At 50.9% G+C, this 24669-nt stretch carries 20 protein-coding genes; 6 read left to right on the forward strand and 14 right to left on the reverse strand.

What is annotated here, in order from left to right; translation table 11 throughout:
- Positions 1-202: 202 nt before the first annotated feature.
- Positions 203-781: a GNAT family N-acetyltransferase gene (locus tag LIZ87_RS01550; RefSeq protein WP_227144974.1), complete on the forward strand. Its 579-nt coding sequence runs from the start codon at positions 203-205 to the stop codon at positions 779-781.
- Here LIZ87_RS01550 and malQ read toward each other — a convergent pair.
- Positions 771-2324: a 4-alpha-glucanotransferase gene (malQ, locus tag LIZ87_RS01555; RefSeq protein ID WP_178315755.1), complete on the reverse strand. Its 1554-nt coding sequence runs from the start codon at positions 2322-2324 to the stop codon at positions 771-773. The two genes, LIZ87_RS01550 and malQ, sit on opposite strands and share 11 nt — an antisense overlap.
- 234 nt (positions 2325-2558) lie before the next feature.
- The gene (locus tag LIZ87_RS01560; RefSeq protein WP_227144976.1) at positions 2559-3443 is read right to left on the reverse strand and encodes an AraC family transcriptional regulator; all 885 of its coding nucleotides are present in this window, start codon (positions 3441-3443) and stop codon (positions 2559-2561) included.
- A 203-nt stretch (positions 3444-3646) separates the two neighbouring features.
- On the opposite strand from LIZ87_RS01560, the gene LIZ87_RS01565 reads away from it, so the two are divergent.
- Positions 3647-5920: a glycogen/starch/alpha-glucan phosphorylase gene (locus LIZ87_RS01565; RefSeq protein ID WP_227144977.1), complete on the forward strand. Its 2274-nt coding sequence runs from the start codon at positions 3647-3649 to the stop codon at positions 5918-5920.
- 67 nt (positions 5921-5987) lie between these two features.
- Here the strand turns inward: LIZ87_RS01565 and LIZ87_RS01570 are convergent, their stop codons facing one another.
- From LIZ87_RS01570 to LIZ87_RS01600, 7 genes are all read right to left on the reverse strand, one after another.
- Positions 5988-7151, reverse strand: a complete 1164-nt coding sequence (locus tag LIZ87_RS01570) for a UxaA family hydrolase (RefSeq protein WP_178315249.1) — start codon at positions 7149-7151, stop codon at positions 5988-5990.
- An 18-nt stretch (positions 7152-7169) separates the two neighbouring features.
- The gene (locus LIZ87_RS01575; RefSeq protein ID WP_178315247.1) at positions 7170-7466 is read right to left on the reverse strand and encodes a UxaA family hydrolase; all 297 of its coding nucleotides are present in this window, start codon (positions 7464-7466) and stop codon (positions 7170-7172) included.
- 48 nt (positions 7467-7514) lie between these two features.
- Positions 7515-8792, reverse strand: coding sequence for a nickel-dependent lactate racemase (larA, locus tag LIZ87_RS01580; RefSeq protein ID WP_227144978.1), 1278 nt, complete (start codon positions 8790-8792; stop codon positions 7515-7517).
- Positions 8793-8987: 195 nt separating this feature from the next.
- The gene (locus LIZ87_RS01585) at positions 8988-9956 is read right to left on the reverse strand and encodes an NAD(P)-dependent oxidoreductase (protein WP_178315243.1); all 969 of its coding nucleotides are present in this window, start codon (positions 9954-9956) and stop codon (positions 8988-8990) included.
- Between the two features lies 1 nt (position 9957).
- Positions 9958-10353 carry a RidA family protein gene (locus tag LIZ87_RS01590; protein ID WP_178315241.1) on the reverse strand — a complete coding sequence of 132 codons (396 nt, stop codon included), beginning with the start codon at positions 10351-10353 and terminating at the stop codon, positions 9958-9960.
- 4 nt (positions 10354-10357) lie between these two features.
- The gene (locus LIZ87_RS01595; protein WP_178315238.1) at positions 10358-11554 is read right to left on the reverse strand and encodes a MalY/PatB family protein; all 1197 of its coding nucleotides are present in this window, start codon (positions 11552-11554) and stop codon (positions 10358-10360) included.
- A gap of 33 nt (positions 11555-11587) precedes the next feature.
- Positions 11588-11989 carry a PPC domain-containing DNA-binding protein gene (locus tag LIZ87_RS01600; protein ID WP_227144980.1) on the reverse strand — a complete coding sequence of 134 codons (402 nt, stop codon included), beginning with the start codon at positions 11987-11989 and terminating at the stop codon, positions 11588-11590.
- A 300-nt stretch (positions 11990-12289) separates the two neighbouring features.
- Here LIZ87_RS01600 and LIZ87_RS01605 point away from each other — a divergent pair, with 300 nt between their 5' ends.
- The gene (locus LIZ87_RS01605; RefSeq protein WP_227144982.1) at positions 12290-12955 is read left to right on the forward strand and encodes a GntR family transcriptional regulator; all 666 of its coding nucleotides are present in this window, start codon (positions 12290-12292) and stop codon (positions 12953-12955) included.
- Between the two features lie 13 nt (positions 12956-12968).
- Here LIZ87_RS01605 and LIZ87_RS22530 read toward each other — a convergent pair whose 3' ends face one another.
- The 3 genes from LIZ87_RS22530 to LIZ87_RS01620 all read right to left on the reverse strand — a co-directional run bounded on the left by LIZ87_RS22530 (position 12969) and on the right by LIZ87_RS01620 (position 17414).
- Positions 12969-14099, reverse strand: coding sequence for a M24 family metallopeptidase (locus tag LIZ87_RS22530; protein WP_227144984.1), 1131 nt, complete (start codon positions 14097-14099; stop codon positions 12969-12971).
- A 119-nt stretch (positions 14100-14218) separates the two neighbouring features.
- Positions 14219-15793 (reverse strand): AbgT family transporter, encoded by a 1575-nt coding sequence (locus LIZ87_RS01615; protein ID WP_227144986.1) that lies wholly within the window; start codon positions 15791-15793, stop codon positions 14219-14221.
- Positions 15794-15974: 181 nt separating this feature from the next.
- A complete protein-coding gene (locus LIZ87_RS01620) occupies positions 15975-17414 on the reverse strand; it encodes a YfcC family protein (RefSeq protein ID WP_227144988.1) in 1440 nt (479 codons plus the stop codon).
- A gap of 444 nt (positions 17415-17858) precedes the next feature.
- Here LIZ87_RS01620 and LIZ87_RS01625 point away from each other — a divergent pair, with 444 nt between their 5' ends.
- The 3 genes from LIZ87_RS01625 to LIZ87_RS01635 all read left to right on the forward strand — a co-directional run bounded on the left by LIZ87_RS01625 (position 17859) and on the right by LIZ87_RS01635 (position 21902).
- Positions 17859-19292, forward strand: a complete 1434-nt coding sequence (locus tag LIZ87_RS01625) for an amidohydrolase (protein ID WP_227144990.1) — start codon at positions 17859-17861, stop codon at positions 19290-19292.
- Between the two features lie 73 nt (positions 19293-19365).
- Positions 19366-20406 (forward strand): zinc-dependent alcohol dehydrogenase, encoded by a 1041-nt coding sequence (locus tag LIZ87_RS01630; protein ID WP_227144992.1) that lies wholly within the window; start codon positions 19366-19368, stop codon positions 20404-20406.
- Positions 20407-20615: 209 nt separating this feature from the next.
- Positions 20616-21902 (forward strand): S8 family peptidase, encoded by a 1287-nt coding sequence (locus LIZ87_RS01635; RefSeq protein WP_442912176.1) that lies wholly within the window; start codon positions 20616-20618, stop codon positions 21900-21902.
- Between the two features lie 134 nt (positions 21903-22036).
- Here LIZ87_RS01635 and LIZ87_RS01640 read toward each other — a convergent pair whose 3' ends face one another.
- A complete protein-coding gene (locus LIZ87_RS01640; RefSeq protein ID WP_227144996.1) occupies positions 22037-23449 on the reverse strand; it encodes an oxaloacetate decarboxylase subunit alpha in 1413 nt (470 codons plus the stop codon).
- A 39-nt stretch (positions 23450-23488) separates the two neighbouring features.
- Positions 23489-24634: a sodium ion-translocating decarboxylase subunit beta gene (locus LIZ87_RS01645; protein WP_227144998.1), complete on the reverse strand. Its 1146-nt coding sequence runs from the start codon at positions 24632-24634 to the stop codon at positions 23489-23491.
- Between the last annotated feature and the right edge of the window lie 35 nt (positions 24635-24669).

Genomic DNA, 24669 nt, shown 5'->3' on the forward strand with positions numbered 1-24669 from the left:
CATCGGAGGTTCCTCCGATGTGAAAACAGGCGGAAAAAGCTGCTTATAAGTAAGCTTAACACAGCTTTTTTCGCCTGTTTTCCCGCCGTTCTGAACAGTTACGGAAAATCCCGGTGGAATATCAGAAAAAAGAGTGCTAAAATGAAAGACATCAAGCTTGTGGCAGCCCTGGACATGCGGGCTGCCACAGAAAGGATCACTTATGACAAACACTTCGATCAAAATACGCATGGCTTCCCCTGATGACGCAGAAGCACTCTTAGATATTTACAGACCCTATGTGGAAAAGACGGCCATTACCTTTGAATACCTTGTCCCGTCAAAGGAGGAGTTCCGTTCCCGCATTGCCCATACGCTGGAGCGCTACCCCTATCTGGCTGCTATAAAAGGCGAGAAGCCCCTGGGCTATGCCTATGTATCCCCGTTTAAGGAGCGGGCCGCCTATAGCTGGGCCGTGGAAACGTCCATCTATATTTCAGAGGATGCCAGGGGACTGGGGCTGGGCTCACAGCTCTATAAGGTGTTAGAATATATCCTGAAACAGCAGAATATCATCAACCTGAACGCCTGCATCACCTATCCCAATCCGGCCAGCATTGCCTTTCACGAACATTTCGGCTACAAAACAGTGGCCCACTTTACAAAATGCGGCTACAAGCTGGACAGGTGGCAGGATATGATCTGGATGGAAAAAATGCTGTCCGAACATCCGGAAAAGCCCCAGCCTGTCATACCCGTGACAAAGCTGGAGCTTCCTTCTGATCTGTCCTCTATTTTGTAGCATGCTTTCCGGGCCGGGCCTTCTTCTCCTTCTCTGCCCGGCCATATATCTGCGCCATCCGCCTGCAGCGTGCAAGCGTCCCTTTATCCAGCTCTCCGGGCAGCAGCCTGAAATGCCAGTTATTTCCCAGAGTAGACGGCTCGTTGATCCTGGCCTCGCTCCCCAGACCCAGATAATCCTGTACGGGGATCACAGCCAGGCCTGCCTTGCTTGCCAGGGCCAGACGGATGAGATCCCAGTGGATATCCTTTGCAGAGGTACTCTTCCTTCCCAAGTATTCACAGACAAAGCGCCTGTCCTTTCTTGTGAGGCTTTCAAACCATCCCACTACCGTGTCATTGTCATGGGTTCCCGTATATACAACGCAGTTTTCCTGGTACTTGTGGGGCAGATAGGCGCTGTCTTCCGAATCATCAAAGGCGAATTCCAGCACCTTCATGCCTGGAAAACGGCTGTTTTTTAACAGTTTCAGCACCGATGGGGTGAGAAAGCCCAGATCCTCTGCAATGATCGGCAGCTTCCTCCTTCCAAAGAACTCCTGCATTTTCTGAAAGATCTCAAGTCCCGGCCCCGGCTCCCAGTGGCCGAACTCTGCCGTGGCATCTCCATAGGGAATGGAGTAATACTCATCAAAGCCCCGGAAATGGTCCACACGCACCACATCGTATAAGCGGAGGCTGTAGGCCATACGCTCCATCCACCACTGATACCCGGTCTCTCTGTGGTACTCCCACTTATACAGCGGATTCCCCCACAGCTGGCCTGTGGCAGAAAATGCATCCGGCGGGCAGCCCGCCACCGCCACCGGCAGATTCTCCTCATCAAACTGGAACAGCTCCGGATGGGCCCAGCTGTCAGCACCGTCAAAGGCCACATAGATGGGGATATCACCGATGATCTTAATGCCCCGTTCATTGGCATAGGCCTTTAGCCTCATCCACTGCTCCTCAAACTTTATCTGCTGAAATTCGTAAAAGCCGATCTCGTCAGACAGCTTCTCCTTATAGAAGGACACAGCCTCCTGCTTTCTTAAGCGGATATCCTCCGCCCACAGATTCCAGCTCTCCTGGCCAAACTCATTCTTTACTGCCATATAAAAGCAATATTCCCTGGTCTCTGAACCCAGCTGTTCCTCTGCCAGACAGTGGATCCGGGACAGAACAGATGCTCCTGCACCCGCCAGTTCTTTCTTCCACCGCTCGTAGGCCTTTCGCAGAAGGGGAAATCTCCCCTTATACATCTTCTCATAATCCACATATCTGTCACTGCTTCCAAAATCTGCCGCCCGGCACTCCTCTTCTGTGAGAAGCCCATCCTCTGTCAGCTGCTCCAGATCAATAAAATAGGGATTCCCTGCAAAGGCAGAAAATGCCTGGTAGGGCGAATCTCCATATCCCGTAGGCCCCAAAGGCAGTATCTGCCAATACTGCTGCCCTGCCTCCTTCAGCTGGTCTACAAATTCATAAGCCTCCTTTGAAAATGCTCCAATGCCATACCGTGAAGGCAGGCTGGCAATGGGAAGCAGCATACCGCATTCCCTCATATCCTCTCGCTCCTTTTCCTCAAACCTCCAGAGGTCCCCTGGCGGTCTCCCCTGGAATATACCGGTTTATTTTAACATACTTTACAGAGAGGCACAAGAGACGGCCGTTCTTTCCGCATTTTATACCGCACCTGCCGTTACAGTTCAGGCGGCTGCTGGGAGAGCGGCTGGAGCGACTTTGCAGCAGCCGCCTGAACTGTAACCACCCGCCCTAAAAGAAGCCTGCTGACCGCTTTAGCGGCATGTTTCACGGTATTTTCCCGGCGTCATCCCAAATTTCTGCCGGAACAGGCGGTTAAAATAGGAGAGATTGTCGAAGCCACAGCTCTGCGCCGCCGCCGTCACAGAGTCCTCTCCTGCCGCCAGGAAATAGGCTGCTTTGGTAAGGCGGTAATCATTCAGATAGCGGACAAAGGGCACTCCCATATACTGTTTGAAATATTTCATAAAATGAGAAGGGCTGTAGTAGCAGAGCGCCGCCGCCTCCTCCACGGTAAGCGGCTCCCCATAGTGCTCCTCCATATATCCTAAAAGCTGCTTGATCCTCTCCCTGGCTTTTTTCGGATGCTCCTCTTCCTCCACCTTCCCTGTCTGAAAGGCCAGATAAAGAAGCTCAAACAGCGTCCCCTTTACCGCCATTTGATATCCATAGCCCATTTCGCCGGAAAGCCTGTCCAGCCTGGCAATGCATCGGGAAAATTCTCCATAAACAGCCATGTCCTTTGTGACATGGAGCGGGGACATGATCCTCTGTGCAATGATCGGGATGAGAAACCTCTGATCACAAACATCCTCACCGGAGGCTGCCAGCATGGACGGGCGGAAAATAATATTTTCATACTCCATTGCCTCATTTCCATCCTGGCGGATCCCATGGAGCTGCCCTGGAAATACCATGATCATTTCCCCTGCCTTTGCACTGTAGGTCTCCTTTTCCGCCGTCACAATGCCTCTGCCTCTTTTTACAGCAATGATCTCCATTTCCTCATGCCAGTGGACCCTAACCTGCTCAAAATCCAGAGGAATGGAGCATATATAAATGTTAAAAGGGAACTCCTTTGCGCCGTGTTCTTTTTCCTCCTTGTAGCCTCTGCCATTGCCATGCTCCGGCACATTCATGATCCGTCCTCCCTGCTATTTGTCCTTCTTTTTGGTCAATCTTGATAGTATTGTACTATAATCGAACGTGATTATGCAAGCTTTTGACATTGACTTTCGATAAAATACAGACTAAACTGCAATTACAGCAACAATAGGCATTACTGGCCCGACAGCCGGGCATTTTCATAATTTCTCTATGTAACCCTGAAAGGAGTATTACCATGAACCGTACAGAATTAACAGCAAAATTAGAACAGGCCTTAAAAAAGAAGATTTCCGCCTGCACCACAGAGGAGATCTATACCGGGCTTTTATCCATTACCCAGGAGATGGCAAAGGAGCGTCATACAGACACAGGAAAAAAGAAGCTCTACTACATTTCCGCTGAATTTCTCATCGGAAAGCTTTTGTCCAACAATCTGATCAACTTAGGTCTCTATGATGACGTAAAGGCCATCCTTGCAGATAACGGCATTGCCCTGAGCGCTGTGGAGGAAGTGGAGCCTGAGCCCTCCTTAGGAAACGGCGGACTTGGCCGTCTGGCCGCCTGCTTTCTGGACTCCATCGCAACCCTGAACTTAAACGGCGACGGGGTGGGGCTTAACTACCATTTCGGCCTGTTCAAGCAGCTCTTTAGGGACAACAAACAGGAGGAGATCCCCAATCCGTGGATCGGGGATACCTCCTGGCTTACCAAAACAGATGTGACCTACAAGGTTCCCTATAAAGGCTTTACCCTGACCTCCCGCATGTACGATATCGAGGTCACAGGCTACCATGGACGCACCAACAGGCTCCACCTGTTTGACGTGGAGACTGTGGATGAGACCCTGGTGGAGGATGGCATTTCCTTTGACAAAACGGACATTGAAAAGAACCTGACCTTATTCCTCTACCCCGATGACAGCGATGATGACGGAAGGCTCCTTCGCATCTACCAGCAGTATTTTATGGTGAGCAATGCAGCCAGGCTGATCCTGGATGAGGCCCTGGCAAAGGGCTCCACTCTCTATGACCTGCCGGACTACGCTGTGATCCAGATCAATGATACTCATCCCACCATGGTGATACCGGAGCTGATCCGCCTGCTCACCACAGAACACGGGATGGAAATGGACGATGCCATTGATGTGGTAAGCCGTACCTGCGCTTACACCAACCACACCATTCTGGCAGAGGCTCTGGAAAAATGGCCCATGGCCTTCTTTAAAAAAGCTGTGCCCCAGCTGATCCCCATTATGGAGGTGCTGGACGACAAGGTCCGCCGCAAATACGATGATCCGTCCACATACATCATCGACAAGAATGACACTGTCCACATGGCACATATGGATATCCACTACGGCTTCAGCGTAAACGGCGTTGCTGCCCTGCACACCGACATTTTAAAGGAGACTGAGCTTTCCAACTTCTACAAGCTCTATCCGGAAAAATTCAACAACAAAACAAATGGCATCACCTTCCGCAGATGGCTCCTCCACTGCAATCCTGAGCTGGCTGCCTTTATCACCGGCCTGATCGGCGATGAGTATAAGAAGGATGCCATGGCCTTAGAGAATTTAAACAGTGACAAGATCATCAAAAATATGAAGACCCTTCACAGTCTTCTCGCCATCAAGGAGGCCAAAAAGAGGGAGCTGGCCGCCTACCTGAAGGAAACTCAGGGCTTAGAGATCAACCCGGACTCTATTTTCGACATCCAGATCAAGCGCCTCCACGAGTACAAGCGTCAACAGATGAACGCCCTGTACCTGATCCACAAATATTTAGAGATCAAAAAGGGCAAAAAGCCGATAACTCCCATCACCGCCATCTTCGGCGCAAAGGCAGCTCCTGCCTATGTCATTGCCAAGGACATCATCCACATGATCCTGTGCCTCCAGCAGATCATTGAGGAGGATGAGGACGTAAGGCCATGGCTTAAGGTTGTGATGGTGAGCAACTACAATGTAACCCTGGCAGAAAAGCTGATCCCTGCCTGTGATATCTCCGAACAGATCTCCCTGGCCTCCAAGGAAGCCAGCGGCACAGGCAATATGAAGTTCATGTTAAACGGCGCCATCACCCTTGGTACTGACGACGGAGCCAATGTGGAGATCCACGAGCTGGTAGGCGATGACAACATCTATATCTTCGGCGACTCCAGCGAGACTGTCATCAAGCGCTATGCAGATAAGAGCTATGTTTCCAAGAAATACTATGACTCCAACCCTGCCATCAAGGAGGCTGTGGACTTCATCACAGGCCCTGAAATGCTGGCTGTGGGCTCAAAGGAGAACCTGGAGCGCCTTTCTAAGGAGCTTCTCACCAAGGACTGGTTCATGACCTTCCCGGACTTTGACGCCTACTGCAAAGCCAAGGAGCAGGCCTATGAGGACTACGAAAACCGCACCGGCTGGGCAAGGAAAATGCTCATCAACATCAGCAAGGCCGGCTTCTTCTCCTCTGACAGGACCATTGCGGAGTATGACAGGGATATTTGGAAGCTGTCATAAGATTTATTCGGATTTGACAAAAACCATCCGGAGTATCCGTTGGACACCCCGGATGGTTTTTTATCCTCTAGATCACAGGCCCCAGACAGTGGATATCAATACTGCTGGTATACCCGATGGCTTCATTCTTCGTCATCTCCCCATTCAGCACCCGCAGCATGAGAGCAAAGGCCTCCTCGCCCATCTCCTCGATGGTGCGCTCGCCCTTGATCACCAGGCCTGCATTCAGGTCCATGTCATTCTCCATGTGCTCGTAGGTGTTGGGGTTCCCGCAGATCTTGATGACCGGCATGCTGGGGAAGCCCTGGGGAGCGCCCCGGCCGGTGGAGAACATCATAAACTGGGCTCCGGTAGCAGCCATGCCGGTCAGGATCTCCGGCTCTCTGCCGGGAGTGTCTTTGATCCAGAGGCCCTTTTCCTCTGTCACCCTGTCGGGATACTCCAGCACACCCTGGATGGGCCTTGTGCCGCTCTTTACAATGGCTCCCAGGCTCTTCTCCTCAATGGTGCTGAGTCCCCCTGCAATGTTGCCCGGCGTGGGCTGGCCCTTTCTCATGTCGCAGCCCAGGCTCTTTGCCCGTGTCTCCATGGCATCCACGATCTCATAGATCTTCTTTCCCACTTCCCCGTTCACTGCTCTGCGGGCCAGGATGTGCTCTGCACCGATAAACTCTGTGGTTTCTCCAAATACAACGGTAGCGCCTAAGTCCACCAGCTTGTCTGCCACATAGCCGATCACACAGTTGGAGGCCATGCCGCTGGTGGCATCAGAGGCCCCGCATTTGATGGACATGACTACTCTGGAAATATCCACGGGCTCCCTCTGCTGGGAGGCGATCCCCATTGCCAGCTTCCTTGCAAGGTTGGTCCCCTCCCGGATGGCATTGGTGACGCCGCCTAACTCCTGGATCCTGATGACCTCCACAGGCTTTCCTGTTTTTCTGATCTCCTCTGTCACATAGTCCACATCTGTGCCCTCACAGCCCAGGCTCACAAGGAGCACGGCCCCTAAGTTGGGGCTGCATCCGATGTTTGCCAGGGTCTTTGTCACCCTGTCAAGGTCCGGGGGCAGCTGGCAGCAGCCCTGATGATGCAAAAATGTGACCGTACCCATCACCTGGGCCTTGATGGCATTTGCCACGTCATTGGCACAGGTGACTGTGGGAATGATACCAACGTAATTTCTGGAGCCAACGCTTCCATTGGCTCTCACATATCCCATAAACTGCATCTTGACTAACCTCTCCTTCTATAGATCTCCACGGCCTCTCATACTGTCTAAGTTGTGTACATGAACATACTCCCCAAAGCGGATGTCTTTTGAGGCTGCTCCCAGCTCTTCGCCGTATTTCACAATGGCCTCTCCCTTCCTGATGTCCCGAAGGGCAACCTTATGGCCATAGGGGATGTCCCCGATCACTGTGACAAACTGGGAAGCTCCCTTTTTGTCACGCACCTCCACCTCGTCGCCGTCCTTGATGCCGTTGACGAACAGGGTGGCTACATTATCCTTTTCATTTACCTTTAACGCCAGCTTGCGTTCCATGTTCTCTCTCCTTTCCCAGAACGGATGCTCCATCCGGCTCCTCCGAAGCTACTCTTCTGCCGCCATCACGCTGACCCCGTCCGGGATCACCACGACTCTTGCATCCCTGCCTTTGATCTCATAGGCCAGCTTCATCGCCTCATCCATGTCAGCTGCCGGGATCATATTGCACCTTCTCACGGTCTCCTCATCCAGATAAGTGGTCACCAGGATCACCTTGTGCTTTTTCAGGATCCGCGAATAGATCTGTGCGCACCACTGCTCCGGTATGGTCTCCTTTGCCGGTATGTTCGAGAGATATCCGTCGATCTCCTCCGGCGTTCCCTTTACGATCAGCTCCGCAAAATGGGTGCCTCCCATGCCGTCCGTACAGGAACAGCACATGATGATGACCGCTCCCTCCTTTGCGCAGGACTCTGCCGTTGCAATGGCCTTCGGACTCTGGTACAGGTTCTGGTCCAGAGGATAGCCCCCATTGCTGGTGACGACAATATCTCCCTTGATAGCCCTGCACTGGGAAATGCTCCGGAGAAGGACCACGCCCTCTCCATGGGCTGCCTCCAGATCCCCGGCAAAGGCGGCGATGATCTCCTTTTTCTCATTCAGCAGCACATTTAAAATATACTGCACATTCACGCGCCTGGCTGCCTCCACCATATCCCTGTGGATGGGATTGCCCTCCAGGACCCCTGTTTTTGAGTGCACATCCGCAATGGCCCTGTAGGAATGGTTTTCACTGATCGTCACCTTATTGCACATGCCCGGAAGGATACTCTTTCTCCCGCCGGAAAAGCCTGCAAAAAAGTGGGGCTCGATAAACCCTTCCGTGACCAGAAGGTCGCAGGCGAGCACCTCCTTATTCACATGGAAATGGGCTCCTGAGGGAAGAACACCCAAATCTTCAAAGTCCTCCTCCCGGAAGGCATCGTTGATCACGATCCGCTCCCTGTCCACAATGGCATCCCCAAACATCCTGCGCTGCTCTTCCTCTGTGGTAGCCCGGTGCATGCCTGTTGCGATCAGGATGGTGATCTCTGCCTGGGGATTGGCGCTGCGTATCTCCTCCAAAAGAATGGGGAGCGTGATCTTTGAGGGAACAGCCCTGGTATGGTCGCTGGTGACAATGGCGATGCGCTTTTTCCCCTTAGAAAGCTCTGATAGACGTTTACTTCCAATGGGATGGCTGATGGCCTCCCGCACGATCTCCTCCTGGGATCTTGTCACCTGGAAGGAATGGGCCCCTGATACCAGAACGCCCTCCAGATTTTCCTCCTCCACTTTAAGCTTCATGGCAGCTGTCCCATAGGGGATTTGAAATTCCTTCATATTTTCCTGCCTTTCTCGATCCACATGCGCCCGGTGGGCGGACGGGCCACCACACCATGAAAACCTGGCGGGCGCATGCGGCATACCTGAATTTCATGCCGCCTCACGGCGGCGAAGTTTTATCGTAAACAGGGCGCTGTGCGTCCGGCCCTTCTTCGGCCTTGCGTCACAGCGCCCTATCACTCTGCCTTGGCCTTACTTTTTCGGAACAAAGCCCTCTTTATTTACCCAATATCTTGGTTCATTTCCATCCAGCATGACATTGCAGATCTCGCGGTAGCAGTTTGCACCTGATTTTTCCAGAGACTTGTCGGAAAATGCCATGGCATGGGGAGTATTTACAAAGTTCTCCAGCTCAAGAAGCTTCTTGCCCTCCGGGTATTCCTCGTAGTTCACATCTGCTGCTGCTCCCGCAATGCGGTTGTTCTTTAAGGCATCATACAGATCATCATTATTTACCAGAATATCCCTTGCCGTGTTGACAAAGTAGGCCGTTGGCTTCATCTTGTCAAAGTAGTATTTGTTGATCATGTCCTTGTTGGTCTTTTCCCCCGGAATATGGAGGGAAACCACATCGGCCTGCTCGAATACCTCTTCCATGGTATCCACCATCTTGATAAAGGAGGGAACAAATGCCCTCTCAATGTAGGGATCGTAAGCAATGACCTCCATGTCCATTCCATAGTGCATCTTATGGGCAAAGGAACGTGCGATATTTCCCAGCCCCAGCAAGCCCAGTGTGGAGTTTTCCAGTTCAATGGCCATTTTCGCCCTCATGCCGCCGGGCTTTCTCACACCGATGTTATACTCACAGATATGCTTTGTCAGGGACAAGGTGAGAGCAACTGCTCCCTCTGCCACCGTGGTGTGATTTCCATAAGGAGAATATGCCACATAGATCCCGCGCTCTGCTGCCTTCTTACAGTCAACGTGGTCCTGATATCCAACTCCATGTACCTGAAGGAGCTTTAAATTCTTCGCAATGTCAAGAAGCTCCTCATCAAAGTAATGTACCCTGGCGATCGCCACATCAGCTTCTGCCATATACTTTTTCATCGCCTCCCTGGAATCCTCCCAGATACCGATGAACTCAAATCCCTTTTTCCTAAGATTCTCCATCGCCGTCTCACTCATTGGCTTCGGACAATAGATCTTATATCCCATTCTATTCCTCCTCCCTGCAGACAACGCCCAAGGCGTCGATCTCCACATCATATGGCCCTAAATTTACCACTCTGGCTGTGCGGGGCGGATAGGGCGCCGGCATGATCTCTGCATATGCCTCATTTAACAGAGGGAACTGGCTCACATCTGTCATATAGACATTGATCCGGAGCACATGATTTAGATCAGAGCCTGCTGCCTCCAGAATATTCTTCACATTGATCAGGGCCTGCTTTACATGGTCCTGGAAATCTCCCGGTGCCACCTCTCCTGTTGCAGGATCCAAAGGAAGCTGGCCTGCCACATATACCAGGCCGTCATGTACAAATGCCTGGCTGTAGGCACCCTTAGGCTGTGGTGCATTGGGTGTATCGATCACTTTAATTTCCTTGCTCATTCTTTTATTCCCCTTTCCTTTTATCAACTGCTGCCTTCAGCTTCTGGAGAGCATCCATAAGCATTGTCTTCGGGAAGGCGTATGCAATCCGGATAAAGCCCTTTCCCAGCTCCTCATCGTATTCAACCCCGTTGCCCATGAGGACCTCAGCGTCATTGGCAAAAAAGTCCATCATCTCCTTCTGGGACTCAAAACCCAAAGCGCTGCAGTCTGCCCAGCATACAAAGCTTGACTGCGGCTTTAATATCTTGATGGAAGGAATATTTTCCTCAAAGAAGCTGCAGAGCATCTCCCTAAGCTCTGCCACATAGGCCTTTGCCTGGTCCGCATAGTCGTCACAGCTTCCGTCATAGCAGGCCTCAAATGCTGCCACACCGGTGATCGTGCGGCTGATGCCCTTTACTGCTGCGATCCTTCTGTTGATCCTTGCCCTGGCATCGTCTCCCGGAACAATGATAGCGCCAGTGCGGAAGCCAGCCACATTAAAAGTCTTGCTGGGGTTCATGGTAAGGGCGGAATGGTTCTTTGCGTACTCGCCTACACTGGGATATGGAATGTGCTTTGCACCCTCGAACACGAAATCTGCGTGAACCTCATCAATGATGACAAACACGTTGTATTTCTGGGACAATGCCTCGATCTTCTTCAGCTCTTCCATGGTGCAGCATTTTCCTGTGGGATTCTGAGGATCGCACAGGATAAATGCGGTTGCCATGGGATCGCTGAACTTCTTTTCCATGTCCTCCCAGTCAAACTCTACCACACCTGTCTCCATGTCGATCTTTAAGGGGGAGGTGGATATCCGGCGGTCATTGTTCTCAATACAGCCTCTGAAGGGGCTGTAGGCCGGCGTATTGATGATGACCTTGTCGCCAACGCTTGTCATAGCCTGGATCGCAAAGGCAATGCCCGGCACGATGCCGTTTACAAACTCTACCCACTCCGGCTTCACATCCCAATCATGCCTGCGCTTCATCCAGCCGGCAGCTGCATTTGAAAAATCATCGGTAAAATAGGGATAGCCATAGATCTGGCACTCAGAGACCTTTCTGACTGCATCCAGCACCGGCTGGGGGCAGGTAAAATGGGTCTCTGCGCCGTGCATCGGCACCTGGCCCGGCTTTAAGGTACGGAAATCCCAGGTTTTTGAACGCTCCTTTGTCCTGTCAAGTATCTCGTCGAAATTATATGTTATTCCCATCTTCCTTTTCGCTCCTTCACATTCAAATATCATTTAGTCATTCTCTATTACGTAAACATTTAAAGCTCTCAGCACTGTTGCACTCCTGAAGCCTCCGCCGCACACGGTTCCGTTGGTGTGGGAGCAGGTCATATGGATATGTACGATGTAGTCAGAGGGCGTGTCCGTAAAAATACAGGGCATATTGGCCGGAGCGTTTTCCTTCTTGGTGATCTCTCCCATGAAGCTTGTCACCTCGCAGAGCTCGTCAATATGAGTCATCTGAAGTTTAGGCGGCACATCGTGGGAGATGGGATTGTTGAGAGTCACGTTCGTAATGGAACCGACTCCTGCTACAATAACGGCGCTCTCCCATTTTTTGTCCATCAGATACTCATGGATCCCCATGATGACATCCTGGCCTTTCTTTAACGAAATCGTATGAAATTTTGACATATTTTCTCCTTCCTTGTAATGTAAAACCACCCATTATACTCACTTTTTAATTGTAATGTTTTGTATACAATCTACAATACATTTCTAATTTTATCATCTGTCTTTCTCGCTGTCAATCATTTCTCGCCTTTTCTTTTTTCAATTTTTTCTGTCCCCCTTCTCTTCCTTTTGACAGGAAATTAACACTTATTTTTTTCAATAAACTGCTTTCCTTTTTTCTCAATATCTGTAATAATAAGGATACACATATAGATTACAAAGGCGCATTTATGTACTACGCCTTTTAGGAAGGATGCTTTTATGAGAACCCGCAAAATTGTTACAGATTCCATCAAGGACCAAATTTACGAACTGTTGAAGGAAGAGATCCTTACATGCAAAATCAAATCAGGAGAACGGCTTGTGGAGCAGACGATAGCAGATCGGATGCAGGTCAGCCGTTCTCCTGTACGTGAGGCCATCCAGCTGCTTGTAGGCGATGGGCTCGTAGTAAACATCACCAACCGCGGCGCATTTGTAAAAATGCCTTCCTTTGAAGAGATCAGCGATATGCTGGAAATGCGGCAGCTTTTGGAGATTTATTCCCTGCAGAAGGTAAACGAAAACATGACCGAGACAAAACGGAAAAAGCTTCTCTCCTTAAGGGATGAAATGACCCGCAGCAAGGACAGGGAGAACTACTTCATGACAGAGAAAAAGCTGTGGACCACCCTCATTGCCATGGCCGGCAATTCCTACATCATCAGCACCTATGGCAACATCTACACCATGCTTGAGAATTTCCGGGCCAGCATCTTCAAGCTGACTCCTGATTCCTATCTGTTCAACCTGAGGGAGCGCACGGTTATCATCGATGCCCTCCTGGAGGGAAACATCGATGAGGCCTGCAGACTGACCAAACTGCACATCCAGCATGCCGCCCAGATCATCCGGGAGGCCATGGAGCAGAAACAGAAGGCAAAATAGCGGTCTTCCCGTATCAGCCAAAGTTCAGCTCCCTGAAGGTCTTCGGGAAATCTGTCACATTCTCATACCCATTCTCTGTCACGATAACCGTATCTGAATGGCGGAAGCCTCCTACTCCCTCAATGTAGATACCGGGCTCAATGGTAAATACCATATCCTTTTGAAGCTCCAGATCCGAGTTGAAGATGAGATAGGGCTCTTCATGCCTGCCCAGACCCTGGCCATGTCCGATCCTGTGGATCGCATATTCCTCATAGCCGTACTTTCTCAGAACATCGCGCCCTGCTTTGTCAAGCTGGGCCGCGGTGATACCTGGACGCACCTTTTCCAGCACGGACAGCTGTGCCTCCAGCATAGCCTCAAAGGCCCTTCTCGCCTCCTCCTTTGGTCTTCCCACAAAAAAGGTCCTCTCCAGCTCCGCATAGTATCCGTTGATCGCAGGCTTCCTCACATGGATCACCATATCCCCCTCCTCGAACTTCCTCGTAGAGGAAAACACATGGGGCATCACCGTGCGTTCAGGCCCCGAGGGCGTGATACAGGCGGGAGAGGAAAAGGCATAGGGGTAATCCTTTCCCAGCATCTCATACAGAGCCTGGGTGCCGTACTGCTCAAATTCCATCTCGCTGATGCCCGGACGGGCGTGCTCTAGAGATTTTTCAAAGGCATAGCAGCAAAGGCGTCCCGCCTCCCTGATGTATTCCTTTTCCTTCTCCTCTTTCACATAGCGCATCTGCACCAACAAGCCGCCGATATCGGACAGCTCCATCTTCTTTTCCTTCAGGGCCAGGGCGACCTTAAGGGACAGGCTTCCATACTCCACTCCCAGACAGCTTCCGGGCTTTAGAATCTGTCCCAGGCACTCCAGAGCAGAGGCGGCTCCCTCTGCCATTTCCGGGTGCTCATAATAGACGTGAAGATGCTCCACGCTGGTGGAATCTAAGTGGGCGTGGGCCTTTTCCAAAGCCGGAATGATCAGATGGGTTGTCTCATGGTCGATGACGAACATGATGGGCCTTGAGTATGTGATCGCCTGGAAACCGCTCAGATACTGCATATTTTCAGGGCTGCACAGGATGCAGACATCCAAACCGTGCTCTCCCATGTACTTTCTTATATTTTCAATTCTGTGGAACGTATTCACCGCTTACCACTCTCCTTTCAATCCGGCAGGCGTGTATGCCGCCCAGTGACGGATATTCTTCTAAACAACCGTATCTGTAATAAAACAGCCGCCGCAAATGCCGCGGCGGCCAATTCCTTTTACACGAACAGGTTTGCTCCCGGGCCTATAGGAAGTCCAATGAGCAGCCATATAACAGCTACCAGAGACCATACGATCAGGAATACGATGGAGTATGGAAGCAGTGTTGCCACATAAGTTCCGATACCGCTGTCCTTCTTGTACTTCTGCATGAACAGCAATATAACAGGCAGGAAGCTGTTAAGAGGTGTCACACTGTTAGTGCAGCTGTCACCGATACGGTACATGAGCTGAGTCAACTCAGGTGCAATGCCCAGCTGGATGAACATCGGCACGAATACAGGTGCAAAGATGTACCATTTTGCAGTACCGGAGTTCATGAAAATATTCAGGAATGCTGTGATGATAACGAAAATCAGCAGCAGGACAATGTAATGGATATTCAGCCTTCCAATGAGCGCTGCTCCCTTAAACGCAAGGATCGATCCCAGGTTTGACTTTGCAAACCATTTCATGAACTGGCCTGCTGTCAGTGCAATCGCAAATACAGAGGATAACGAGCCAAAGGATTTGTAAATCTGTGCCACTACGTCCCTCTCTCCCTTAAAGATGCCTGTCTTAAAACCGTATACAAGAGACGGAATAAAGAACATCAGTGAAAGGATAGGGATCAAGGCGGACATCAGCAGAGAGCCGTTGATCAGGCTTCCTGTGTCTGGATTTCTGAAAATGGAGTTGCTTGGGATACAAAGTACCACAAGAATTGCCAGCATAGCGAACAGTGTAAGGCCAGCTGCCTTAAATGCCTTCTCCTCCACCGGAGAAACATCCTCAAGCTTTGTCTGGCTCAGATCCTCACCTGCATCCTTTGGATCATAAGTACCTAACATAGGCTCAACGATCTTCTCTGTTACCAATGTACAGGTAATTGCCAGTATGATAGCTCCTGCAAACATGAAATAATAGTTTGCCATAGGAGTTACCGTATAATCCGGAATCATGATATGGGATGCTTCCTGGGTAATGGCAGACATTACCGCATCTGTGTCTGTCAGGATCAGGTTTGCCGAGAATCCGGCTGTAACTGCTGCAAGAATACCCATCATACCTGCGATCGGGTGCTTGCCATAGTTCAGGTAAATAACGCCTGCAATGGGAACCAGGACCAGGGTTGCAGAGGAGGAAGCCAGGTTTCCGCAGACACCTACCAGCATCAGGATCGGGATCAGCAGCTTCTCAGGAGCTGACTTTACGATCTTTCTGATTGCCACTGCAATAAGGCCGGATCCGTCTGCCAGCCCAATTCCTAAGAACATCACCAGCATTACGCCCAGAGGAGCGTATGTGATCGTATTGTTCACGAAGTTGTTCAGCATATAGGTGATACCGTCTCTGCTTAACAGGTTGTATACGGTCACAGTGGACTCTTCCACTGCCTTTGTCTGGGCATTGTACATCTCTCCGGTTGCACTCCAGCCCAGTACGGAGCCGATGAAGGATAAGAGAACTACGATGATACACAAAATTCCAAACAGAGTAACCGGCTGCACCATCCTATTGCCGACAGTTTCAACTGTCTTTAAAAATTTGCTGTTTTTTAGTTTTAAACCTTTTTCTTCTGCACTACTGCTCATTAGCTTTTGAGTTGGCATTTGATATCATGCTCAACTCATACTCACCACCTTTCAAAATCACTTTTCATGCCTTTTTGACAGGGCATCTTCATCGCCCCATCCGCAATTATCCCTTTCCTCCTTTCACCTCTATGTACCAGCGGGCAGCGCCCGCAAATACTCTCTGCCTCTCATCAGGCCATCAAAAGCCCATCCAGCCCACATACTGTAAGCCCATGGTGACAAGGACTCCCACTGCCACCTCGATGGCAACAAACTTGAATGCCCACTTGAAATATCTGGAAAAGCTGACTCCTGTGATCGTCAGGCACCCCACCATAAGGCCGTTTAAGGGAGTGGCCAGATTACTCAGGCCGTCCCCAAACTGGAACGCCTGGACTGCCACCTGCCGGGTGATTCCCACAAGGTCCGCCATGGGTACCATAATGGGCATTACCACAGCTGCCTGACCGGAGCCCGATGGAATTAAAATATTGATCAGCGCATTGATGATAACCATGAAGCCTGCTCCCAGCACAGCTCCCATCTGCTCCAGAGGCTGGCTGAGGGCATTGATGATCGTATCCATTACCTGGCCCTGTGCCAGGATCAGGGACACTGCCGTACAGATGCCCACTACAAAGGATGAGAATACCATGGAGCCGCAGCCTTTGATGAACTTTTTTGCGATCTCATTCATGCTGAATCCGGAAATGATACCTACGATGACAGCCATTCCCAAGAACCAGGATGCGATCTGCTTTGCCGCCCAGCCAAACTTGATCGTCAGTCCCACACATACCGCAACTCCGGCCATGAAGAACAGAACGATTATCAGCTGGCGGTTTGTCAGCTTCTGTGTACTTCCATCATCTGTACTTCCGTCTGTATTTCTTATTCCCATATATTGGGATGGAACCAGGCCTGGCTTGTAATTTAAGCTCTTTGTCGGGTCCGCCTTAATTCTCTTGTAATAGCATGCTGTGACACCATACAAAAATGCGATGTTGGCGATGCAGCAGATAGCCCGTGGCAGGGTACCGGAAAAAATGGGCACCTCCGCCAGAGTTTGTGCCACGCCTAAGATGCTGGGATTGGCAAAACCTACGGAAAAACCTGACATCAATCCAAAATAGATCATTAGAAATCCCAGGAAATCATCTCCGCCCATAGCCCGTGCCAGAAAAACACCGATGGGAACAAGGGCAATGCCCAGGTTTCCAAACACACCTGCTGAGTTTCCTAACCCCAGTCCGAACATGATGACCGCAATGGAAAGGACTTCTTTTCCATGGAGCTTCTCCACCATTGCGCAGAAAGCCGTTGACAGGGACTTTGTCTCCTCCAACATCTTGATGGAAGCACCGCAGAAGAAGATCATAAAGATGGTGCTGGAACTGTTGATAAAGCCCTGGTATATACATTGCAGCAGATCCCACGGTGTTTGGGGAGAACTCTCTATGTAAGTAAAGCTCCCTGCCACCACGCGGTTGATTTTTCCTTCTGCCACACGTTCAAATGTACCTGCCGGAATGATCCAGGTCAGCACCATGGCAACGATACATATAAGGAACATCAACGCGTAAACATCCGGAAATTGTTTTACTTTTCTCTTATCTTTTACATTTGCTTCTGTTTTCATGGGTATTCCCCTTTCTTTGCAGGCGGAAGCTCCCAACTGATTACTGCCCGTTAAACAGGCAGACCGACCACTGCAGCCTCCTATTTTCGCTTGGAAGATCATTGAGACATGTCGTAATTGCAAAAACAAATTTCATTTTGTAGATTGTATACAATCAAAAAGTTGTTATCACTTTATCACTTTAAATACTTTTTGTCAATATTATTGCGCTATAGAATTTAATTATTGCCTGTTATAGTAGATTTTTTCATCCTTATTGTGGTTTCTTTCCGATTCATTTTAGAATACGGGCTTGATTTTCAGCCAAATACATAGTATCATAAATATCAAATAAATTGTATGCAATGTTCAATTTATAATAAAGTTTTTCTCCGTCAGCCGACTTTTTAGGTATCAGGCGGCAAAGCGGCGACAATACCAAAAATAAGAATGGAGGGTATGTAATTGAACACCAGGGATTTTATTGTCAACGACATTGAAAACAGCAGGGACACGTATATCGGTGTATCCTGCCGCATATGGGACCATCCTGAGCTGGCTTTCCACGAGGACAAGTCTTCTGCCTTGCTCCAGGATATGCTGAAAAATGCCGGATTTACCGTTAAGGCAGGTGTAGCCGATATGACTACTGCCTTTGTGGCTGAGTATGGTTCAGGAAGCCCTGTCATCGGTATTATGGGGGAATTTGACGCCCTGCCCGGTATGAGTCAGAGGTCAGAATCCGTTGAACGCGAGCCTTTAGTGGAAAATGGCCCCGGTCATGCCTGCGGCCATAACCTTCTGGGCACAGGCTCTGCGGCAGCGGCGATCGCAGTCAGGCACTATATAGAGTCAAACTCTTTAAAGGGAACCATCCGTTTCTACGGCTGTCCTGCCGAGGAGGGCGGAAGCGGTAAAGCCTATATGGCAAGAGCCGGGCTTTTTCACGATCTGGATGCGGCTTTCAGCTGGCATCCGAGCCGCTATCTCTCCCCCTGGATGGTGAGGATGAATGCCTGTATTTCTGCAGAATTCTGGTTTGAGGGCATTGCTGCCCATGCCGCCTCTGCTCCCTGGATGGGGCGGAGCGCCCTTGATGCCTGCGAGATCATGAACATCGGCATGAACTACATGAGAGAACACATCCCGGAGCACGCCAAGCTCCACTACGCCTACTTAAATGCCGGAGGCACTGCCCCCAACATCGTACCAGAGAGTGCCGGACTTCGATACATTTTCAGGGCCTCCAATGTGGAGGATGCCCTGGACATCCGTTCCCGCGCAGAGGACGCCGCAAAGGGCGCTGCCCTGATCACAGGCACAAAGGTGACCATCAAATACAGCGAAGGATATGCGGACTATATGCCCAATATTCCCCTCACAAAGCTCATGGGCAAGGCCGTGGAGGAGGTCGGCCCCATTGCTTATGATGAAAAGGATTATGAGCTGGCAAGGAAGATCCGTGCATCCCTCCCGGAAAACTGCACCAACAATATTATGTGGCAATACACGGGATTAAATGAGTCCGAGGCCAGAGAATATTTCAAAACCCATGTCCTTTATGACCGCCCAGGTAAGTTTATTGACACTGTCTGCAATGCTCCCGCCTCCTCCGATATGGGCGATGTAAGCCACTGCGTTCCCACTGCCCAGGTAGAAGTACCCTGCTACACCATCGGAACTCCCAACCACACCTGGCAGATGACCGCCCAGACACGCAGCACCATCGGCCAAAAGGGCATGCTGGAGGCGGCAAAATGCATCGGCCTCTGCGTGGCAAAGCTGTTTGAGGATACGGACGGGGAAATTTTAAAGAGCGCCAGGCAGGAATTCGACACCCAGATGCAGGGCAGAAGCTATGTGTGCACCTTCCCGGACACACTGATGCCGCCCAGGTAGGAACGAAGCAAAACAGCAGTGGTCTATACCACGCCTGCTGACATAAGAAAAGAATCAAAGGAGGTCACCGCTTATGAAAGCACTCTATAAATCAGCTCCAGGCGCCGGCAATGTCTCCCTGACGGATCGTCCGGTCCCTGTGCTCAACGAAACTGACAATGTACTGGTGCATGTAAAGGCCTGCGCCATCTGCGGCATGGATTTCCATATTTACCATGGCAAGTTCCCCTGCACTCCCCCATTTATCATGGGACATGAGTTTGTAGGAACAGTCACCGAGACACTTCCCGGTGTAACCGGATTAAAGCCGGGGGACCGGGTAACTGCCCAACCCCATCTGTACTCCTGCGGCACCTGCCCGGCCTGCCGGATGGGCCTTACCCAGTTCTGCGCTGACAAGCGCTCCATCGGCATCAACCGTGACGGCGCTATGGCGCCCTACGTGGCGGTACCGGAAAAATACCTTCACAAGGTGCCGGACAATATCCCGGACAAGCTGGCCTGCATTATTGAGCCCTTCTCCATGGTAGTGGGCAATTTCGGCATTCCCATCCGCGAGGAGCAGGCTCAGACTGCCGTGGTGATCGGCGCCGGACAGATCGGTTTATTGGGCGTTGTGGCTGCCAAGGGCTACGGCATCAAGCAGCTCATCGTCTCCGGTGTTTCCAATGATCTGGACTTCCGCTTCCCCACTGCCAAAAAGCTGGGCGCCGACGTCCTGGTAGACAGCACAAAGGAAAATCTGACAGAAACTGTCATGGAGCTGACAAATGGCGTTGGCGCCGATATCGTCCTGGAGGCCAGCGGCTCCCAGGCAGGCATCAACGATGCCATCTCCCTGGTAAAGCAGGGCGGTCTCATAAGCGTCATGGGAGGAACAAAAAAGGACGCCATCTCCGTAAACTGGGATGCCGCCCTTAAAAAGGCCATCCGCCTTCATTTCCACATGATGAGCAATTACCAGTACATGGACGAAGCCATCCGGATCTTCGCCGACCCCTACACAGACTTATCTCCCCTTATCACAAGGGAAGCTCCCCTGGAGGATTGGGAGGAGGTCTTTGGTCTTATGGCAGAGGGCAGAGGGCTTAAGAATGTTCTATATATTGATTGATCTTCTCCTGACAGCATAAATGCAGATAGCCGGGAAATGGTGCTTCTCCTGTTCCCAAAACAGGAACTGCTCCATTTCCCGGCTGTTTTCATGTTATCTTTCTATTTTCCCTGAGCCGAAAAGGATTCTTCATAAAATGTTCAGATTTTCCCCGCCATTTTATGCTATACTATACCAATGACCCACTACCAACCACAAAAGGAGTACATATGATGAGAAAATCAGCAAAAACGGCTTTCACTGCTGTCCTTGCAGCAGCCGTGGCAGCCGCCCCTTTTCATACAGTTTTTGCCTCTGAGGCCTTTTGCAAAGCCTCTAAAGCTTCTGCCGCCTTTGCCCTGCACTCGATCGGACCGGGGCTTAATAACCTGTCCCTGGAGGACGAGAATGCGGAATTCCAGTGGGCCTTTCAAAATGACGGCAACCTCAACGAGACGGAACGCAGGATCAACTTTGAATCCATCGATGACCTCTATGTCCATTATGGAAAAAATGGCATTGACGCCATTTCCATCCCTCCCCTGGGACCCAACAATTTCAATGCCGTTTCCACTGTGGCTGTGGCGGGAATCGACATCAATATCCGGGAGGCTTGGGATATCTACAGCCAGACAGAGAATAAGCGTCCTGTAACTGTAGCCCTGATCGATACAGGAGTGGACTTTACCCACAAGGATCTGACAAGCTGCATGTGGGTCAACGCAGATGAGATCCCTGATGACGGTATTGACAATGATGGAAATGGCTATATCGACGATGTGAACGGCTGGAATTTCCTGGAAGGAAACAACCAGATCTATACTGGCCGCGAGGACGTTCACGGCACCCATGCTGCAGGCACCATTGCTGCCTCCAAGGGCGATGGAGGCGTTGTAGGCATTGCTGACGGCAGCTATGTGAAGATCATGTCCCTGAAAGCTCTGGGCGGTTCAGAAGGCATGGGCTCTGCAGACAGCGTGATCGAGGCCATCCGCTACGCCGAGGCAAACGGTGCCCAGATATGCAACTTAAGTTTTGGCTCCAGGGAGGTTCCGGAGGAATTTATCTCCGTTGTCCGTGACTCCCACATGCTCTTTATCGTGTCAGCGGGAAACGGCGACAAGTACGAGATCGGCTTTGACATTGACAAATACCCTGTCTATCCTGCCAGCCTGACCTTTGACAACGTGATCTCCGTGGCAAACCTGTCCTTTAACGGAAAATTGGATGACAGCTCCAACTATGGCCCCTACAATGTGGACATTGCTGCTCCGGGCTCCCTGATCCTGAGTACCATCCCCGGCAATTCCTACGCCTTCATGACAGGCACCTCCATGTCCGCCCCCATGGTAACGGGAGCTGCTGCCATGCTCTACTCTGCCCGGCCGGAGCTCAGCCTCCAGGACGTCAAAAATATCCTCATGGCCTCCTCCCACAAGCTGGCATTCTTAAAGGGCAAGGTTCTCTCCAGCGGTATGCTGGACGTGACAGCTGCCATGAAGTGGGGCAAACAGTAAAAGCGAATCCCTTTACCGGGCCTGCGTCTTCCGAACGCGGAACAGGACCCGCAAAAAGGAGCTGTCTCTGACACTATCTGCCAGGGACAGCTCCCTTTCTTTGCATTCTATTTCATTCTGCAGGCCATCTGCTATTATACCGGATAAGCCTTGCTCTCCTTGTCAGCTACCGATACATCAACCTTTTTCTGCTGTGCATCGCGGTACTGGAAGAACTCCTTTGCAACTGCCGGGAACAGGGCGTAGCTGAGTACGTCCTCATCCTGCTGCTTCCACTGTGCGCACTCCTTCTCAAACTGAGGAAGCTGCGGCGGGATCAGGTCAGCCGGACGGCAGGTGATCGGTGTCTCATCGCCGATGATCTTCTTCTGAACCTCCGGGTTAAATGGCTTAACGGTCTGGCCGAACTCACCCAGCATGATCTTCTTGGATTCCTTCGGAACCATCTTGTAGCGCTCGCCCATGATAACGTTCATAACAGCCTGTGTTCCCACGATCTGGGAGGAAGGTGTTACCAGAGGCGGCTCACCAAAGTCCTTACGCACTCTTGGGATCTCCTCCAGAACCTCACGGTACTTGTCCTCCTGGCCTGCTTCCTTTAACTGGCTTACCAGGTTGGAAAGCATACCGCCGGGCACCTGATACTGCAGGGTTTTGATATTCACGCCCAGCACCTTCGGATTTAAGAGACCGCTCTTAAGAGCCTGCTCACGGATGGGCTGGAAGTAATCTGCGATCTCTGCCAGAAGGGTCTGGTCGAAGCCCGGGTCATAAGGTGTGCCGCGGAAGGTCTCTGCCATAACCTCAGTAGCCGGCTGGCTGGTTCCCAGTGCCAGAGGTGACATTGCGCAGTCAATGATCTCGCAGCCTGCCTCTACAGCCTTTAAGTAGGTCATGGAAGCAACGCCGGAGGTGTAATGGGTGTGCAGGTCGATCGGCAGGGTGGTTCCCTCCTTCAATGCCTGTACAAGCTCGGCTGCCTGGTAAGGCGTAAGCAGGCCTGCCATATCCTTGATACACAGGGAATCTGCGCCCATGTCCTCGATCCTCTTTGCAATGTCTCTCCAATAATCCAGAGTGTAAGCATCGCCCAGAGTATAGCACAGGGCGATCTGTGCATGGCCCTTTTCCTTCTTTGTTGCCTTAACAGCTGTCTCCAGGTTGCGGATATCGTTTAAGCAGTCAAAAATACGAATGATATCAATACCATTTGCAATGGACTTCTGAACAAAATACTCTACTACATCGTCTGCATAGTGGTTATAGCCTAAGATGTTCTGTCCGCGGAACAGCATCTGAAGCTTTGTGTTCTTAAAGCCGGCTCTTAACTTTCTTAAGCGCTCCCATGGATCTTCCTTCAGGAAACGCAGGCAGGCGTCAAATGTAGCGCCGCCCCAGCACTCTACTGCATGATATCCAACCTTGTCCATCTTATCAATGATGGGCAGCATCTGCTCTGTGGACATTCTCGTTGCAAGCAAAGACTGGTGTGCATCACGCAGGACGGTCTCCACAGTCTTTACTGGCCTCTTCTCTATCTCTGCCATAGTTATAATCCTCCTAATATCGTCAAATGTTTAAACCATTTATACTCCAAAGATCGCCATAAATGTACCAGCTGCAACAGCCGTACCGATAACGCCTGCAACGTTCGGTCCCATTGCATGCATCAGCAGGAAGTTGGTAGGATCGTATTCAGCACCAACCTTCTGGGATACACGTGCTGCCATAGGAACAGCAGATACGCCGGCGGAACCGATCAGTGGATTGATCTTGCCGCCTGTCAGCTTGCAGAGGATCTTGCCGAACAGAACGCCTGCAATCGTACCAAATGCAAATGCAACCAGACCCAGGATAACGATCTTGATGGTGGTCACGTTTAAGAAGGCCTCCGCGCTTGTGGTAGCGCCTACAGAGGTTCCCAAAAGGATAACCACGATGTACATCAATGCGTTGGACGCTGTTTCCTGAAGCTGCTTTACAACGCCGCTCTCACGGAACAGATTGCCCAGCATCAGCATACCTACAAGAGGAGCTGTGGACGGCAGGATCAGGCAGACCACAATCGTAACAATGATCGGGAATAAGATCTTCTCAAGCTTTGATACGGGACGCAACTGCTCCATCTTGATCTTGCGCTCCTTATCCGTTGTAAGCAGCTTCATAAATGGCGGCTGGATGATCGGTACCAGAGCCATATAGGAGTAAGCAGCTACAGCGATGGGACCCATGATCTGTGTCTGTCCCAGATTACTGCAGAGGAACAGGGAGGTAGGTCCGTCCGCACCGCCGATGATAGAGATAGCGGCAGCCTCCTTGCCGGAAAAGCCCAGCAGGATAGCCAAAAAGTATGCGGAGTAAATACCGATCTGAGCGGCAGCGCCCATGATAAAGCTGATAGGGTTTGCGATCAGAGGACCAAAGTCCGTCATGGCTCCCACTCCCATGAAGATCAGGGACGGCAGGATACTCCACTCATCCAGCTGGAAGAAATACCACAAAAGTCCGCCTGTTCCATTGGATGTCTGCTCCGGTGAGTACATAATGTCCGGGTAAATGTTTACCAGCAGCATACCAAATGCGATCGGCACCAGCAGCAGCGGCTCATATCCCTTTTTGATCGCCAGATATAAGAACAGCAAGGCCACACCGATCATAACATAGTTACCTCCCGACAGATGGAAGAATGCCATCTGATTCAGAAGGTTTGATAACAAATTGCCAAAATCCATAATGTTCCCTCCATAATGAATCCCATATTCCTATG

Origin of the sequence: Lacrimispora sp. 210928-DFI.3.58 (assembly GCF_020554865.1) — a bacterium.
In the GTDB taxonomy this organism is placed as follows: Bacteria; Bacillota; Clostridia; order Lachnospirales; family Lachnospiraceae; genus Enterocloster.

What these genes read in the sequence shown, in the direction of transcription:
- LIZ87_RS01595 (WP_178315238.1), bottom strand. Translation starts at nt 11,554, where the DNA reads ATGGGAATAACATATAATTTCGACGAGATACTTGACAGGACAAAGGAG.
- LIZ87_RS01550 (WP_227144974.1), top strand. Translation starts at nt 203, where the DNA reads ATGACAAACACTTCGATCAAAATACGCATGGCTTCCCCTGATGACGCA.
- LIZ87_RS01615 (WP_227144986.1), bottom strand. Translation starts at nt 15,793, where the DNA reads ATGAGCAGTAGTGCAGAAGAAAAAGGTTTAAAACTAAAAAACAGCAAA.
- LIZ87_RS01590 (WP_178315241.1), bottom strand. Translation starts at nt 10,353, where the DNA reads ATGAGCAAGGAAATTAAAGTGATCGATACACCCAATGCACCACAGCCT.
- LIZ87_RS01640 (WP_227144996.1), bottom strand. Translation starts at nt 23,449, where the DNA reads ATGGCAGAGATAGAGAAGAGGCCAGTAAAGACTGTGGAGACCGTCCTG.
- LIZ87_RS01585 (WP_178315243.1), bottom strand. Translation starts at nt 9,956, where the DNA reads ATGGGATATAAGATCTATTGTCCGAAGCCAATGAGTGAGACGGCGATG.
- LIZ87_RS01565 (WP_227144977.1), top strand. Translation starts at nt 3,647, where the DNA reads ATGAACCGTACAGAATTAACAGCAAAATTAGAACAGGCCTTAAAAAAG.
- LIZ87_RS01645 (WP_227144998.1), bottom strand. Translation starts at nt 24,634, where the DNA reads ATGGATTTTGGCAATTTGTTATCAAACCTTCTGAATCAGATGGCATTC.
- larA (WP_227144978.1), bottom strand. Translation starts at nt 8,792, where the DNA reads ATGAAGGAATTTCAAATCCCCTATGGGACAGCTGCCATGAAGCTTAAA.
- LIZ87_RS01560 (WP_227144976.1), bottom strand. Translation starts at nt 3,443, where the DNA reads ATGAATGTGCCGGAGCATGGCAATGGCAGAGGCTACAAGGAGGAAAAA.
- LIZ87_RS01575 (WP_178315247.1), bottom strand. Translation starts at nt 7,466, where the DNA reads ATGGAACGCAAGCTGGCGTTAAAGGTAAATGAAAAGGATAATGTAGCC.
- LIZ87_RS01630 (WP_227144992.1), top strand. Translation starts at nt 19,366, where the DNA reads ATGAAAGCACTCTATAAATCAGCTCCAGGCGCCGGCAATGTCTCCCTG.
- LIZ87_RS01620 (WP_227144988.1), bottom strand. Translation starts at nt 17,414, where the DNA reads ATGAAAACAGAAGCAAATGTAAAAGATAAGAGAAAAGTAAAACAATTT.
- LIZ87_RS01635 (WP_442912176.1), top strand. Translation starts at nt 20,616, where the DNA reads ATGATGAGAAAATCAGCAAAAACGGCTTTCACTGCTGTCCTTGCAGCA.
- LIZ87_RS01605 (WP_227144982.1), top strand. Translation starts at nt 12,290, where the DNA reads ATGAGAACCCGCAAAATTGTTACAGATTCCATCAAGGACCAAATTTAC.
- malQ (WP_178315755.1), bottom strand. Translation starts at nt 2,324, where the DNA reads ATGAGGGAATGCGGTATGCTGCTTCCCATTGCCAGCCTGCCTTCACGG.
- LIZ87_RS01600 (WP_227144980.1), bottom strand. Translation starts at nt 11,989, where the DNA reads ATGTCAAAATTTCATACGATTTCGTTAAAGAAAGGCCAGGATGTCATC.
- LIZ87_RS01570 (WP_178315249.1), bottom strand. Translation starts at nt 7,151, where the DNA reads ATGCAGTTTATGGGATATGTGAGAGCCAATGGAAGCGTTGGCTCCAGA.